Annotated in this window: 17 protein-coding genes; 7 read left to right on the forward strand and 10 right to left on the reverse strand. The window is 62.6% G+C overall.

Annotated elements, in window-relative coordinates:
* Positions 1-245: 245 nt before the first annotated feature.
* The gene (locus JP75_RS03185) at positions 246-455 is read left to right on the forward strand and encodes a hypothetical protein (RefSeq protein WP_035079251.1); all 210 of its coding nucleotides are present in this window, start codon (positions 246-248) and stop codon (positions 453-455) included.
* 150 nt (positions 456-605) lie between these two features.
* A complete protein-coding gene (locus JP75_RS03190; protein WP_035079073.1) occupies positions 606-1,022 on the forward strand; it encodes a GreA/GreB family elongation factor in 417 nt (138 codons plus the stop codon).
* A 38-nt stretch (positions 1,023-1,060) separates the two neighbouring features.
* Here the strand turns inward: JP75_RS03190 and JP75_RS03195 are convergent, their stop codons facing one another.
* The 3 genes from JP75_RS03195 to folD are packed head-to-tail and all read right to left on the reverse strand — an operon-like array spanning position 1,061 to position 3,180.
* Positions 1,061-1,654 carry a shikimate kinase gene (locus JP75_RS03195; protein ID WP_051960252.1) on the reverse strand — a complete coding sequence of 198 codons (594 nt, stop codon included), beginning with the start codon at positions 1,652-1,654 and terminating at the stop codon, positions 1,061-1,063.
* Positions 1,655-1,708: 54 nt separating this feature from the next.
* Positions 1,709-2,281: a DUF1643 domain-containing protein gene (locus JP75_RS03200; RefSeq protein ID WP_051960254.1), complete on the reverse strand. Its 573-nt coding sequence runs from the start codon at positions 2,279-2,281 to the stop codon at positions 1,709-1,711.
* The gene (gene folD / locus JP75_RS03205) at positions 2,278-3,180 is read right to left on the reverse strand and encodes a bifunctional methylenetetrahydrofolate dehydrogenase/methenyltetrahydrofolate cyclohydrolase FolD (protein WP_035079076.1); all 903 of its coding nucleotides are present in this window, start codon (positions 3,178-3,180) and stop codon (positions 2,278-2,280) included. The genes JP75_RS03200 and folD overlap by 4 nt, the downstream gene beginning before the upstream one ends.
* 76 nt (positions 3,181-3,256) lie before the next feature.
* Between folD and JP75_RS03210 the strand changes: the two genes are divergently transcribed.
* Together JP75_RS03210 and JP75_RS03215 are read left to right on the forward strand one after the other, a co-directional pair.
* Positions 3,257-3,868 carry a DUF1176 domain-containing protein gene (locus tag JP75_RS03210; RefSeq protein WP_051960256.1) on the forward strand — a complete coding sequence of 204 codons (612 nt, stop codon included), beginning with the start codon at positions 3,257-3,259 and terminating at the stop codon, positions 3,866-3,868.
* An 8-nt stretch (positions 3,869-3,876) separates the two neighbouring features.
* The gene (locus JP75_RS03215; RefSeq protein WP_035079079.1) at positions 3,877-4,308 is read left to right on the forward strand and encodes a DUF1801 domain-containing protein; all 432 of its coding nucleotides are present in this window, start codon (positions 3,877-3,879) and stop codon (positions 4,306-4,308) included.
* Between the two features lie 213 nt (positions 4,309-4,521).
* Here the strand turns inward: JP75_RS03215 and greA are convergent, their stop codons facing one another.
* Positions 4,522-5,004, reverse strand: a complete 483-nt coding sequence (greA, locus tag JP75_RS03220) for a transcription elongation factor GreA (protein ID WP_035079082.1) — start codon at positions 5,002-5,004, stop codon at positions 4,522-4,524.
* Positions 5,005-5,498: 494 nt separating this feature from the next.
* Between greA and JP75_RS03230 the strand changes: the two genes are divergently transcribed.
* Positions 5,499-6,974, forward strand: coding sequence for an AMP nucleosidase (locus JP75_RS03230; protein ID WP_035079088.1), 1,476 nt, complete (start codon positions 5,499-5,501; stop codon positions 6,972-6,974).
* A 3-nt stretch (positions 6,975-6,977) separates the two neighbouring features.
* On the opposite strand, the gene JP75_RS03235 is transcribed toward JP75_RS03230, so the two are convergent.
* From JP75_RS03235 to eno, 5 genes are all read right to left on the reverse strand, one after another.
* Positions 6,978-7,178 carry a helix-turn-helix transcriptional regulator gene (locus JP75_RS03235; protein ID WP_035079091.1) on the reverse strand — a complete coding sequence of 67 codons (201 nt, stop codon included), beginning with the start codon at positions 7,176-7,178 and terminating at the stop codon, positions 6,978-6,980.
* Positions 7,175-7,573: a hypothetical protein gene (locus JP75_RS03240; protein WP_035079094.1), complete on the reverse strand. Its 399-nt coding sequence runs from the start codon at positions 7,571-7,573 to the stop codon at positions 7,175-7,177. The genes JP75_RS03235 and JP75_RS03240 overlap by 4 nt, the downstream gene beginning before the upstream one ends.
* Before the next feature lie 197 nt (positions 7,574-7,770).
* The gene (gene aqpZ, locus JP75_RS03245) at positions 7,771-8,457 is read right to left on the reverse strand and encodes an aquaporin Z (RefSeq protein ID WP_035079097.1); all 687 of its coding nucleotides are present in this window, start codon (positions 8,455-8,457) and stop codon (positions 7,771-7,773) included.
* 258 nt (positions 8,458-8,715) lie between these two features.
* Entirely contained in the window at positions 8,716-9,663 is a 948-nt protein-coding gene (locus JP75_RS03250; RefSeq protein WP_051960258.1) for an NAD(P)-dependent alcohol dehydrogenase, read from the reverse strand.
* Positions 9,664-9,665: 2 nt separating this feature from the next.
* The gene (gene eno, locus JP75_RS03255; RefSeq protein ID WP_035079100.1) at positions 9,666-10,943 is read right to left on the reverse strand and encodes a phosphopyruvate hydratase; all 1,278 of its coding nucleotides are present in this window, start codon (positions 10,941-10,943) and stop codon (positions 9,666-9,668) included.
* A gap of 167 nt (positions 10,944-11,110) precedes the next feature.
* Between eno and JP75_RS03260 the strand changes: the two genes are divergently transcribed.
* Positions 11,111-11,536, forward strand: a complete 426-nt coding sequence (locus JP75_RS03260) for a VOC family protein (RefSeq protein WP_035079103.1) — start codon at positions 11,111-11,113, stop codon at positions 11,534-11,536.
* 221 nt (positions 11,537-11,757) lie between these two features.
* Here the strand turns inward: JP75_RS03260 and JP75_RS03265 are convergent, their stop codons facing one another.
* The gene (locus JP75_RS03265; RefSeq protein WP_035079107.1) at positions 11,758-12,165 is read right to left on the reverse strand and encodes a rhodanese-like domain-containing protein; all 408 of its coding nucleotides are present in this window, start codon (positions 12,163-12,165) and stop codon (positions 11,758-11,760) included.
* Positions 12,166-12,243: 78 nt separating this feature from the next.
* Between JP75_RS03265 and ftrA the strand changes: the two genes are divergently transcribed.
* The gene (ftrA, locus tag JP75_RS03270) at positions 12,244-13,212 is read left to right on the forward strand and encodes a transcriptional regulator FtrA (RefSeq protein ID WP_035079265.1); all 969 of its coding nucleotides are present in this window, start codon (positions 12,244-12,246) and stop codon (positions 13,210-13,212) included.
* Positions 13,213-13,378: the final 166 nt, after the last annotated feature.

Consider the following 13,378-nt stretch of genomic DNA (forward strand, 5'->3'; position numbering starts at 1 on the left):
AGGGTTCTTGGGCGCGAATTTGACTTTGCGGGGGATATGGCCATGATGGCGGGCATGAGCACGGATTTCATTTTCGTCCCCCAGACACGCGACGGTCATCGCCTGGCAGGCTGATTGCCTGGTGTTGCTACCTACCTATTAGGCAAGAGCGGCACCAGGAGGCTCAAACCAATCCCATATTTTCATGCCTCGTGGCGCCTGCGGATCGCGGGCGCGTTTTGGCATGCTTGTCCGAGACCATTGCGATGACCTTCAAGTATTCCGTGACCCTGCCCATCAGCGGCGGCAACAAGCTCAGCCGGTTCAAGGATTGGGCCGAACGGCATGTGCCCGCGGTGCGCTACAGCCTGCCGCCGCAGACGCCGATCAAGACCGAAACGATGACCATCAGGCTCGCTTCGCTCGAAGAGCGGCAGCATTTGCTGCAGGCTTTTGCGCTGTTCTCGCAGATGTGAGGAGAGAAAAATGCCAGCGCTTAGATTTTGCCGGTCTTGTGCCGGTCCGCGACCGAGGGCGGCACGGCGGTGTCCGTGGTGTCACCGGGATTATGATGGGCCACCGGCCCTGCCTGAGCATCTGTTCGATGCGCCGGAGGTTCGACCGCGATGACGACGCTCTCTTTGAAGGACTGGTCGCAATCACCCGAGATCATGATCGGGGCGCGGGAGCATCGGCGGGTGACCACCGCGGCGCTGATCGATGTGGAGCAGGACTCCGATCAGGTGGATTTTTTGCTCTATGAGCTCGATCGGGCGGTGATCGTGGAGGACACGATGCTGCCGGCCGACATTGTGCGGCTGGGGAGTGTGGTGCGCTTTCGCGTGGCGTCGGGCGAGGAGCGGACGATCAAGCTGGTGCTGCCCGAGCATGTCAGCGGGCGGGAGGCCTATCGACTGTCGGTGACATCCAAGCATGGCGCGGCGCTGCTTGGGCTGCGGCCGGGGCAGATCATTGCCTGGGTCGATGCCAGCGGGGCGGCGCATAGCGTGGAGGTGTTGAAGGTGGCGAACGCTGCGGGATGAGCAGGTCTGGACTGGGGGCGGTTGCGCCCCCGGGCTCGTCACGTTGTGGCGGGCAGAGACAGGGCTTGGACGAGTGCGGAGGCGATCTGAGCTGGTTGCGCCAGGGAGATGACCAGGGCGTCGCCTTCGTTGATGAGGATTTGGAAACGGTGGCGGAATTTTTGGTCTTCGGAGGTTCTTTCGAGGCCAAAGCCGCGCTGGAGCTGGCGTTCTACCACGATGGGAGTGGCGATTTCGATGTCTCGGCTCGGGAGAAGGACGATGCCGTAGCCGGTCGAGACCAGGCGGCGGGCTTCGATATTGTCCGGTGAGCCGGTGGGGGCGGCGAGGAAGCCGGAGGCGGTGACGAAGATTTGGGGGCCGGTGCTTGCTGACAGCAGGGTTTTGGCCAGAGCGAGGTTCGCTTCGCGGTAGCGTTCATAGCCGTGCTGGGAGATGAAGCGGCCGATCAGGTCTAGACGCGAGCAGAATTCGAGGTCGAGATCGATGAGGGGCCAGTGGAGGATGCGGGCAAGTTCGCGGCCGAGCGTTGACTTGCCCACGCCGCCGGGACCCAGGAGAAAAAGCGTCTCTTGAGGCTTCCAAGGACGGCGGATTTCGATATGGGTCTCGGGATGGTCCATGGTCGCCATTGGCGATGCAAAGCGAGTGGCGGTCAACAGGGCGTGGCAGCCGGAAGCACCGCGCTAAGCTGGAAACGGGATCAGAGGGGTATCGGCGCGCAGATAAAGCGGGTGTTTGGGGGAGCCGTCGGCGTTGGTGCCGAAGCACCAGAGATCGAGACCGTCGGCGCGCAGGGTTTCCACGATTTCGCGGCCGGCGGGGGCGAGGGCCTTGTTGAGCTTGCCGTGGCAGAGGACCACGCGCCCTGCCCCGTTGGCGGCTTTGCGGATGGCCGGGATGTTCGCGGGCGAGACGGCGACAATGCCGGGTTGGACCAGCATTTTGGGGTCGGTGGCGCGGTAGTCGCCGACATTACATTTGACCATGGCGGAAAAACCTTCGCGGCGGGCGAAGGTCCATTCTCTCGCGCAGGTGGGGTCGTCCACGGTGGCATCGGCGGTGGAGGGATTCATGCCGATGAAGAGGATGTAGTTTTCCGGAAACGTTTCGCCCAGCCAGCGGCGCATGAGCTGGCGGTAGCGGCCATCTTCGCTCATGACCGCATCGCCATGGACACCGGCGCCAAGGCGCAGGCGCACCTTGCCGCCGGGATCGTGGGCGGTGTTGTCGCCCAGGTCTAGGGAGGTCTGGCTCATGCGGTGAGATCGCTCGGGGGCACGAGGCCGTTGATGAGCGAGGCAGTGGTGATGGTATTGGCCAGAAGGCAGGCGATGGTCATGGGGCCGACGCCGCCGGGAACCGGGGTGATGGCGCTAGCAACGTCCACCGCGGAGGCGAAGTCGACGTCGCCGACGAGCTTGGTCTTGCCTTCGCCCTTTTCGGGGGCCGGGACGCGGTTGATGCCCACGTCGATGACCACGGCGCCGGGTTTCAGCCAATCCCCCTTCACCATTTCCGGACGACCGACGGCGGCGACGACGATATCGGCCTGACGGACGACATCGGCGAGGTTCTGCGTCTTCGAATGGGCGACGGTGACGGTGCAGTTGTCGCGGAGGAGGAGCTGCATCATCGGCTTGCCGACGAGATTGGAGCGGCCGATGATGACGGCGTTCTTGCCCTCGAGATTGCCGAGGTGATCGCGCAGCAGCATGAGCGCGCCGAGCGGGGTGCAGGAGACCGGGCCTGGGAGGCCGATCTGCACCTTGCCGACATTGGCCGGGGTGAAGCTGTCGACATCCTTGGCTGGATCGATGGCTTCGATGACCTTGTTGGGGTCGATATGCTTGGGAACGGGGAGCTGGACCAAAATGCCGTGCACGGCGGGGTCGGCATTGAGTTTTGCGACCAGCGCGAGGAGGTCGGCTTCGGACGTCTCGGCCGGCAGTTCGTGCTTGTAGGAATTCATGCCGACTTCGGCGGTCTGCTTGGCCTTGCTCGACACATAGACCTGGCTGGCCGGATCGGAACCGACGATGACGACGGCGAGGCCGGGCGTAATGCCGTGCTCGGTTTTGAGGCGCTGGACGTGGCCCGCGATACGACCGCGCAGATTCTCGGCAAAGAGTTTTCCGTCGATGATTTTTGCGGTCATAGTGGCCTCGTTTTCTTAGGGATAGAGGCGCGGGAAATGGCTCCCCGCGTTTCGGCTTCGACATAAGGGATGCGCCATGATCCGTCCATTGCTTTGGCCGCTGCTGGCCGCTTTTTCCGTGCTGGCGCTGCCCGTGGCCGCCAAGGACAAGTCGCTCGAAACCGAGGCCAAGGCGCTGCACCAATTGGCGGGCGGGGATTATTGCGAGCCGCTCGAAAATGCCTATGACCCGGAGGATGCGTTCAAGAGCTGGACGTTCAGCTATCCGATGAGCTGGGGCACGGAGGGCGAGGAAGAGGAAATCACCCTTATCCGCATCTGGTGCATGGCGGGCGCCTATAATGTCACCCACGCCTACTACACTTATCGCGAATATGAGGGCCTGATGCCGCTTGCCTTTGCGACGCCGGCTTTCGAGACGCGATATGAGGTGGAGGACGATATCGACTCCCCGCTCAAGGGGATCGACCTGACCGGGATGAATGCGACGACCATTCTGGTCAATTCGCAGTTCGATCCCGAGACCCGCACGATTTCGTCCTATGGGCTGTGGCGGGGCATTGGCGATGCGAGCGATGCGGGCACATGGGTGTTCAATGAAGGCGAATGGACGCTGAAGCGCTATGAGATCGACGCCAGCTATGATGGCGAGGCTAATCCCGAGACCGTGATCGACTATAGCGAATAGGGGCTGAAATGGCGGAGCAGAAGACCAGGCCGGGTGGGGATGTCGAGGCTTTTGTCGCGGCGATTGCGGATGAGGCGAAGCGGGCCGATGCTCGGACGCTGATCGAGCTGATGAGCGCGGTTTCGGGGGAGGAGCCGGTGCTTTGGGGCACGATGGTGGGGTTTGGGCACTACCACTATCGCTATGAGACCGGGCACGAGGGCGACAGCTTTCTGGTGGGTTTTGCGCCGCGCAAGGCAGAGTTTTCCATTTATTTGATGGGGACGTATTTTCCCGAGGTCAGTGCGCGGCGGGAGGAGTTGCTGGCGCGGCTGGGGAAGCATCGCATGGGCAAGGCCTGCCTTTATGTGAAGCGGCTGAGCGATGTGGATTTGGGGGTGTTGCGGGAGCTGGCGGAGATTTCGGTGGTGGCGTTGCGGAAGGCTTATGGAACCACCTGACCTCGGGGCGCCAGATATTACTCGTTGGTCGTCACCATCGGCCTGTCCCGGTGGTCCCCAGCGGAGGCGAGATGGATTGCCGGGACGAGCCCGGCAATGACGATGGAGGGCGAATTGGGGGCTGAGGAGAGCGTTTGGAAACGGAGGTTCCCGCTTTCGCGGGAATGACACCGTGGGTGTGGATGGTTCGACGCTGGACGTCGACTATTCCGGTCAGCCTATCCTGATGATTTCCAGTTCCTGGTCGCCGAGGGTGGCGACGTCGTCGACGCTTTTGCCGAGGAGGGCCTGGGCGATGGGAGAGGCGTGGGAGATGGTGCCGGCTTTGGGGTCGGCTTCGTCTTCGCCGACGATACGGTAGGTCTGCACGCGGCCATCGTCGCGGCTGAAGGTGACCTTGCTACCGAAGGCAACGGTTTCAGGGTTCGTTGGGGCTGGGACGAGTTGGGCGGTGCGCAGGCGTTCGGAGAAATAGCGGAAATCGCGGAGCGGCACGGCGGACTGGCGGCGGCGCTCGTTGATATCTTCGATGGCCTGGGCGGCTTCGAAGGCGGTGCGGGCGGATTCCACCTGGGCTTCGAGCGCCTTGAGGCCGGTTTCGGTGACGAGGTTTAGGCCGGGCGGAATGGGGCGATCGGGCAGGACGGATTCTGAGGCGGTTTCGGCACTGTCTTCTTTGGTGAAGGCTACGCTCAAAGGAGACTCCGTCTATGGCTGAATGGACAAGGTGCTGCGCTTCGCATGAACACACAACCCTTGTCGATCTTCATTGCCCGGCTTGTCCGGGTAATCCAGTTCGGGGACGGCATGGACCACCGGGACAAGCCCGGCGGTGACGACGGGAGGGAGAGGTTGTGGCTCTCCAAGCAAAACAAAAAAGACCGTCCGACATCTCTGCCGGACGGCTTTGGGGGATATAGTCCGCCGCGCTGTTGAGGGCTTGGGGGACAAGCGGCTAACCACATCCTGCTCACCGGTTGCATGGGTCGTTTGCCGTGCCGATGAACTGAGTGAAAAGATGGTGGGCAATTGCGGCAATAAAAGTACGGCTCACCGAAGTGTGAAGACCGGTTTGGGGTGCGCGGCCTCCGTTGAGAAGGTGTCATGCGGTGCCTATAGTGAACGGTCAAACCGGCGCGATTCCAATGAGCGCCCGCCGGCCGAATGGGGCCGGCAGATGAGGATGGTTCATGACGACGATTTGCCCGCCGCGCTTGGAAACCCAGAGCTTTACCGATCCAGAAGCAGCATGGGAGCAGATCGCGCTGATCTATCGGCGCAATTGCGAATTCATTCGCAGCCATCTGGCCGGGCTGACGCGGGGGGAAGTTCCCGAGGGCCGCGTGCGGGCCTGCTATCCGCAGGTGGAAGTGCGCTCGACGAGCTATTCCAAGCATGAGAGCACCCTGCCCTATGGGTATCTCCATACGCCGGGGATTTATCGCACCACGGTGACGGCACCGGACCTGTTCAAGACCTATTTCGAGGAACAGTTCACCGTGCTGCTGCGCAATCATGGCGGCACGATCGATGTGGGCGAGAGCGATACGCCCATTCCGCTGCATTTTGCGCTGCCGCCGCATGAGCATGTGGACGGGGCGGCGCTCAATGCGTTGGGGATTCCGCTGCGCGATGTGTTCGATGCGCCGGATCTCGCCAATACGGATGACGAGATTGCCAATGGCACTTATGTGCCGCCGCGGGGCGGGCCTTATCCGCTTTCGGCCTTTACGGCGCCGCGGGTGGACTATTCGCTGTTCCGGCTGGCGCATTATACCGGCACGGCGGCCGAGCATTTCCAGAACTTTGTGATCTTTACGAACTACCAGTTCTATATCGACGAATTCTGCCGGGTGGCGAAGGCCTGGATGGCCGAGGGGCATGGGCACTATCAGCGGTTTATCGAGCCGGGGAATGTGTCGACCGACAATGCGCTGACCGGGGGCGCGGTGACCGGGTCGCCGCCGCCGCGGGCGCCGCAGATGCCGGCCTATCATCTGGTGGGTGATCGTGGGCGCGGCATTACCATGGTCAATATCGGCGTCGGGCCGGCCAATGCGAAGACGATTACCGACCATATCGCGGTTTTGCGGCCGCATGCCTGGATCATGCTGGGGCATTGCGCGGGCCTGCGGAACTCGCAGGAGCTGGGCGATTATGTGCTGGCGCATGCCTATGTGCGCGAGGACCATGTGCTCGATGCCGACCTGCCGCTGACCGTGCCGGTGCCGGCGCTGGCTGAAGTGCAGGTGGCCCTCGAACAGGCGGTGGAGGAGATCACCCAGACCGAGGGGATCGAGACCAAGAAGATCATGCGCACCGGCACGGTGGCGACGTTTGACAATCGCAATTGGGAGCTTCGGGACCAGACGGAGATCGTGCGGCAATTGAGCCAATCGCGGGCGGTGGCGCTCGATATGGAGAGTGCGACGATTGCGGCGAACGGGTTCAGGTTCAGGGTGCCCTATGGGACGCTGCTGTGTGTTTCGGACAAGCCGCTGCATGGCGAATTGAAACTGCCGGGCATGGCTTCGGATTTTTATCGTACGCAGGTCAATCGGCATTTGCAGATTGGGCTGCGGGCGATGGAGATTCTGAGGGATCAGCCGGCGGAAAGGCTGCATTCGCGGAAACTCAGGAGCTTTGCGGAGACGGCGTTTCAGTAGGGACTATGCGGGTTCGTCATCCTCGAACACGGATTCGATCGGCTCGCCCAAGAGGCGGGCTATACGGAAGGCAAGCGGTAGCGAGGGATCGAAGCGGCCCGTTTCTATGGCAATGATCGACTGACGCGACACGCCAAGCTTTTCGGCCAAGGCCGCCTGCGACCAGCCGCGAGCGGCGCGAAGTTCCTTCAGGCGGTTCTTCAACGCTGAAGGCTTCCCGACACGGAAAAGAACATGGCGCCAGCCGCATAGGCCAGCCAATAGATCGGGTTGAGCCAGAAGATCGGCAGACGCGGAGCATCGACGTAAAGCTCGGCATAGCCCCAGCCGGTGACGAGAACCAGCAGCACCGTCAGGCCGAAGTAAATACCCTTAAGCTGGATGCTGCGAAGATATTCGTCGAGCTCCCAAAGATAACGCCAGAGCGCCCAGAGAGGGACCAGAAGGGCGGCAATGGGAAGGATGGCGGCGAGCCAGAGCCAATGCGCGGGAACGGCACCGCTCTCGTCGAGCCAGGAGATCGCGAAACTCGACGAGAGGAAAAACGCCGTCGAAATGGCGGCTACGGTGACGAAGCGGCGGTCGGGATGGCCGGACATGTTGCACCTCCATTATGTAAAGCATACTTTACATTTCTGCATACTAATGTCAAGCACACTTTACATTAATGCGATAGCCTCGCCGATGGCGAGGCTCTGGGAGGCGCCCAAACAGAGGTTCCCGCTTTCGCGGGAATGACACAGTGGGTTGGGCAGGGATTAGAGAAAGGAGCCGGTCTTTGACCGGCCCCTTTTGTTTAGTCGCGTTCGAGCAGGGCTTTCCAGATTATGGCGCCGAGGGCGGCGCCGGCGAGGGGCGCGACGATGAACAGCCAGACCTGACCGAGGGCGCCGTTTTGCGCGAAGATGGCGGCGGCGATGGAGCGGGCCGGGTTGACCGAGGTATTGCTGACCGGGATCGAGATCAGGTGGATCAGGGTCAGGCCAAGGCCGATGGCGATGGGGGCGAAGCCGACGGGGGCGTTGCCGTGGGTCGAGCCGAGGATGATGATCAGGAAGAAGGCGGTGAGCACGACTTCCGCGATCAGGACGGAGACGAGGCCATAGCCATGGGGCGAGAGGGCGTCGTAGCCGTTGGAGGCGAAGCCGCCTGCGGTGAAGCCAGCAGTGCCCGAGGCGATGACGAAGAGGACGGCAGCGCCGAGAATGCCGCCGACGAGCTGGGCGACCCAATAGGGAACGAGATCCTTGTATTGGAAGCGGCCGGCGATGGCGAGGCCGAGGGAAACCGCGGGATTGAAATGGCCACCGGAAATGTGGCCCACGGCATAGGCCATGGTCAGCACCGTGAGGCCGAAGGCCAAAGCAACGCCGGCGTAACCGATGCCAAGTTCAGGAATACCGGCAGCAAGAACGGCCGAGCCACAGCCGCCGAATACTAACCAGAACGTACCAAATGCTTCGGCAGATAGACGCTTTATCATACCAAAAACTCCCCAAGCGCAGATGATTCTACGGAGATCATCTTATGCCTAGTTTTTGGGCAGTACATAGGGGACGTGAGGGCGGTAGATTGCTGGAATTTTCCCACGCTGGCAGTGCAAACGCGGGCTGCCCTCGGGCTTGACCCGAGGGTCAGTGCGGGAGCCTCGGCCACTGGGGTTGGGGATAGCGGCCCTCGGGTCGAGCCCGAGGGCAGCGTCGTGACTGTGGGGATATGGGCGCTCGGCGAGTAAAGCGCGCTAGACCATCGCGACGATCACCTTGCCGACGGCAAGGCCGCTGCCGAGGCGGCGGAGGGCTTTTGCGCCGTCTTCGAGGGGGAAGGTGCTGTCGATGACGGGGCGGACTTTGCCGGCCAGTTCGAGATTGTCGGCTGGAGAGACCTTGTACACGAGAACGCCGAGGGATTTTTCGCGGGTGACGAGGCCGCGGAGGGCGGTGCGGATCAGGCTGCCATAGGTGCCGCCGATGAGCATGAGGCGGCCGCCGGGTTTGAGGCAACGGGCAAAATGGGCGGCGGGGCGGTTGGCGACGACGTCGATGATGAGGTCGTAGCTTTCGGGGGCCGCGGTGAAGTCTGCGGATTTGTAGTCGATGAAGCTATCGGCGCCGAGCGCGAGGACGGGTTCGCGCTTTTCGGCGCGGTCGACGGCGATGATTTTGGCGCCTGTGGGTTTGGCGAGCTGGATGCCGAAAGTGCCGACGCCACCACCGGCGCCGTTGAAGAGGACGGTGTGGCCGGGGCCGAGGTTTTCGAATTTGCGCAGGGCTTGCAGGGCCAGCGCGCCAGCCTGGGGGATGGCGGCGGCTTCGGCGAAGGCGAGGCCGCCGGGGATTTTGGCGAGGGTTTTGGCGGGGGCGCAGACATAGTCGGCGAAGCCGCCCCATTTGCCTTCGCTGAGATCGCCGAAGACGGCATCGCCGGGTTGGAAGGCGGTTACGCCCTGCCCCACGGCTTCGACCGTGCCGGCGATGTCGGCACCGAGGATTTTGTGGGGTGGTTTGAAGGGGCCGGAGATGCGGCCCATGGGACTGCCGATGACCAGGTCCCAATCCCAGGAATTGACCGAGGCGGCTTTTACGCGGACGAGGACCTCGCCCGGCTGGGGCTGCGGCCGGGGCACTTGCTCCAGCCGCAGAACCTGTTCCGGCGGGCCATACTTGTCATAGACAAGGGCCCGCATCATGCTTAGCGGCCCTTGACGACCGAGTAGCCGGCATACTTGGCGGAGGAGCCGAGCTGCTCTTCGATGCGGATGAGCTGGTTGTACTTGGCCAGACGATCGGAGCGCGAGAGCGAGCCGGTCTTGATCTGACCGCAGTTGAGCGCGACGGCGAGGTCGGCAATGGTCGAGTCTTCGGTTTCGCCCGAGCGGTGCGACATGACCGAGGTGTAGCCGGCGCGGTGGGCGGTATCGACGGCGTTGAGGGTTTCAGACAGCGAGCCGATCTGGTTGACCTTGACGAGGATCGAGTTGGCGGTGCCCATCTTGATGCCCGAAACGAGACGCGCGGTGTTGGTGACGAAGAGATCGTCGCCGACAAGCTGCACCTTCTTGCCGATGGCGTCGGTGAGGGCCTTCCAGCCGTCCCAATCGTCTTCGGCCATGCCGTCTTCGATGGTGATGATCGGGTAGCGGGCAGCGAGATCGGCCAGGAATTTTACGTTTTCCTCGGAGGAGAGCGACTTGCCCTCGCCGACCATCTCGTACTTGCCGTTCTTGTAATATTCAGTGGCGGCGCAATCGAGGCCGAGGAAGATGTCCTCGCCCGGCTTGTAGCCGGCCTTTTCGATGGAGCGCATGATGAAGCCGAGGGCCTCATCGGCCGAGCCGAGGTTCGGGGCGAAACCGCCTTCGTCACCCACATTGGTGTTGTGGCCTTCGGCGGAGAGACCCTTCTTCAGGGTGTGGAAGATTTCCGAACCGATGCGGACGGCATCGGCGAGGTTTTCGGCGCCGGCGGGCAGGATCATGAATTCCTGCATGTCGATCGGGTTATCGGCATGTTCGCCGCCGTTGATGATGTTCATCATCGGGACCGGGAGAACGTGGGCGTTGGGGCCGCCGATATAGCGGTAGAGCGGCAGTTCGCTCGATTCAGCGGCGGCCTTGGCGACGGCGAGCGAGACGCCGAGAATGGCGTTGGCGCCGAGGCGGCCCTTATTGGCGGTGCCATCGAGATCGATCATGGCCTGATCGACGGCGAGCTGATCGAGGGCATCCATGCCCTGGATTTCCTCGAAAATGGCGGTGTTGACGTTTTCGACGGCCTGGGTGACGCCCTTGCCGTTGTACTTCTTGCCGCCATCGCGCAGTTCGACGGCTTCATGGGCGCCGGTGGAAGCGCCAGAGGGAACGGCGGCGCGGCCAAAGCTGCCGTCATCCAGGACCACATCGACTTCGACGGTGGGGTTGCCGCGGCTATCGTAAACCTGGCGACCCTGGACGTGGATAATTGAAGACATTTTCGGCCTTTCCCTGCGGTGTTTCGAGGCTATTCGGCTTCTCCTAGACTGCACTTGTGACAAGGGAAAGAGGCGAAGCGAAATTTTCTGATCGGACTGGACGCGGGCTTGCCATAGAGGCCGGCGCTGCCCTACCGATATCGATATAAATCCGAGGAGGATTCTTCATGCCGTTCATCAAGCAAGTTGCCCATACCTGCATTTTCGCGCGCGACCTCAGTGCCGTTGAGGCCTTCTATACCGATGTCATCGGTATCAAGCCCAAATTCGACTTCAAGCGCGGCGAGGATCGGATCGGCTTCTACATGGATTTTGGCAATCGTACTTTTGTCGAGGTCTTCCTCAAGGGCGAATCCCGCTTCGCCGAGGCCGACCAGATCAACCACATCTGCTTCGAAACCGACGATCTCGACGGTTTTATCGCACATGTGCGCAGCAAGGGCGTTGCCATCACCGACAAGAAGCGCGGCGCAGATGGCACGTTCCAGGCCTGGCTGGCTGATCCGAGCGGGGTGAAGCTGGAAATTTTCCAGTACACGCCGGAGAGCATGCAGTTCGGCCCCGATGGGGCGGTTTGCCAGGTGAACTGGTAACGGGGCCAGCTACCCCACGCTCGACGTCACCCCGGCGAAGGCCGGGGCCCATCTCCCGCAGGGCGTGAGCCCCATAGTTTGACTGTCACCTCTACATCCCAGGATGGGCCCCGGCCTTCGCCGGGGTGACAGTCGGTGGGTGATCGGCGCCTGTACAACTGCGGAGAGTGGCCCTCGGGTCGAGCCCGAGGGCAGCGCGGCTATTTGGTTGGCAGCGAACGCTAAGCCGCCACTTCCTCACTCTTCTCCAGTTCAAATCCCTCGTCGATCCAGCCGGTGATGCCGCCGGCCATGATCTTTACGGGGCGGCCGAGGTCGGCGAGGCGGAGGGCGCCACGGGCGGCGCCGTTGCAGTGGGGGCCGGCGCAGTAGGTCACGAAGAGCGTATCGGCGGGGTAGTTCTCCATCCTGGAGCGGATGATCTTGCCGTGCGGCAGGTTGATGGCGCCGGGGACGTGGCCGCGGGCGAACATGGCCGGGCTGCGGACGTCGAGGAGGACGAAGTCCGGGCCCTTCGAGAGGGCGTCGTGGACGTCCCAGCAATCGGTCTCGAACGCGAACTGGGCAGCAAAATGCTCGCGGGCGAGGACGCTGGGGGCGGCGGGGATGGCGGCGACGGAAGTGGGCATGTGGTTCTCCTTTGCCTCCTGGATAGGGGTGCCCTGCCCTGTTGAAAATTGGCGTGAATGACAATATGCGTAGATATCATGCCAAACTTGACCGGTCCCCTTGTTGTCGCCCTGCTCTATGATGGGCTTTGCACGTTTGAATTCGGCATTGTGGCCGAAGTATTCGGGCTATCGCGGCCGGAAATGGGAGAGGGTTGGTATCGGTTTGCCAGTTGCGCCGTGGATGAGGGTCCGATGCGGGCGCATGGTGGGCTGACTGTGGTTGCCGATCATGGGCCGGAGATTTTGGCCGAGGCGGATATCATCGTCGTGCCGGGCTGGAAGGGTGCGGATGCCGAGGTGCCTGAGGCGCTGGCGGAACAGTTGAGGGCGGCGCATGCGCGGGGCGCGCGGCTGGCTTCGATCTGTTCGGGGGCGTTTGTGCTGGCGGCGACGGGGTTACTGTCGGATGGAACGGCGACGACGCATTGGCGCTACGCCGCAAAACTGCGGGAGCGGCATCCGGATATTTTGGTGGATGATGCTTCGCTCTATCGCATCCATGATCGGATCCATACCTCGGCCGGGAGCGCGGCAGGGATTGATCTGCTGATTGAAATGGTGCGGCAGGATTTTGGGGCCGCGGCGGCCAATTCGGTGGCGCGGCGGCTGGTGATGCCGGCGCACAGGGCTGGTGGTCAGGCGCAATTTCTGGAGCGGCCGGTGGGCGTGCGCGAGGGCGCGGAGATTGGGCCGTTGCTTGAGGAGGTTCGCGGGAGCCTTGAGGCGGACTGGACCGTCAAGCGGATGGCCGACGAGATGGGGATGAGCCTCAGGACGTTTTTGCGGCGGTTTGCCGAGGCGACGGGGCAATCGCCGGGGGATTGGTTGGCCGATGAGCGGGTTGGCGAAGCCAAGCGACTGCTTACGCAGGGCGATCCAGGGATGGAGGATGTGGCGGCGGCGGTGGGCTTTGGGAGCGCGCACACGCTGCGGCATCATTTCCGGCAGAAGGTGGGGATCAGTCCGAGCGAGTATCGGGCGCGGTTTTTGGAGGATGCGGGGTAGCAACACCCCTGCCCGCTTGCCGTCACCACCGAGATTGTCCCGGGGGTCCCTGCGGAGGGGAGATGGATTGCCGGGACAAGCCCGGCAATGACGATGGAGGGGGGATCGTGCCTTTCTCGAACCGTCACCCTCGGGCTTGTGTGGATGCTTTGTGCTTTAGTCTTTG

Origin of the sequence: Devosia riboflavina, assembly GCF_000743575.1 — a bacterium.
Taxonomy (GTDB): domain Bacteria; phylum Pseudomonadota; class Alphaproteobacteria; order Rhizobiales; family Devosiaceae; genus Devosia; species Devosia riboflavina.

Coding starts and splice junctions, on each gene's coding strand:
- JP75_RS03260 (WP_035079103.1), top strand. CDS start 11,111: ATGCCGTTCATCAAGCAAGTTGCCCATACCTGCATTTTCGCGCGCGAC.
- aqpZ (WP_035079097.1), bottom strand. CDS start 8,457: ATGATAAAGCGTCTATCTGCCGAAGCATTTGGTACGTTCTGGTTAGTA.
- JP75_RS03200 (WP_051960254.1), bottom strand. CDS start 2,281: ATGAGCCAGACCTCCCTAGACCTGGGCGACAACACCGCCCACGATCCC.
- JP75_RS03185 (WP_035079251.1), top strand. CDS start 246: ATGACCTTCAAGTATTCCGTGACCCTGCCCATCAGCGGCGGCAACAAG.
- eno (WP_035079100.1), bottom strand. CDS start 10,943: ATGTCTTCAATTATCCACGTCCAGGGTCGCCAGGTTTACGATAGCCGC.
- JP75_RS03240 (WP_035079094.1), bottom strand. CDS start 7,573: ATGTCCGGCCATCCCGACCGCCGCTTCGTCACCGTAGCCGCCATTTCG.
- JP75_RS03190 (WP_035079073.1), top strand. CDS start 606: ATGACGACGCTCTCTTTGAAGGACTGGTCGCAATCACCCGAGATCATG.
- JP75_RS03215 (WP_035079079.1), top strand. CDS start 3,877: ATGGCGGAGCAGAAGACCAGGCCGGGTGGGGATGTCGAGGCTTTTGTC.
- folD (WP_035079076.1), bottom strand. CDS start 3,180: ATGACCGCAAAAATCATCGACGGAAAACTCTTTGCCGAGAATCTGCGC.
- JP75_RS03230 (WP_035079088.1), top strand. CDS start 5,499: ATGACGACGATTTGCCCGCCGCGCTTGGAAACCCAGAGCTTTACCGAT.
- JP75_RS03195 (WP_051960252.1), bottom strand. CDS start 1,654: ATGGCGACCATGGACCATCCCGAGACCCATATCGAAATCCGCCGTCCT.
- JP75_RS03265 (WP_035079107.1), bottom strand. CDS start 12,165: ATGCCCACTTCCGTCGCCGCCATCCCCGCCGCCCCCAGCGTCCTCGCC.
- ftrA (WP_035079265.1), top strand. CDS start 12,244: ATGCCAAACTTGACCGGTCCCCTTGTTGTCGCCCTGCTCTATGATGGG.
- JP75_RS03210 (WP_051960256.1), top strand. CDS start 3,257: ATGATCCGTCCATTGCTTTGGCCGCTGCTGGCCGCTTTTTCCGTGCTG.
- JP75_RS03250 (WP_051960258.1), bottom strand. CDS start 9,663: ATGATGCGGGCCCTTGTCTATGACAAGTATGGCCCGCCGGAACAGGTT.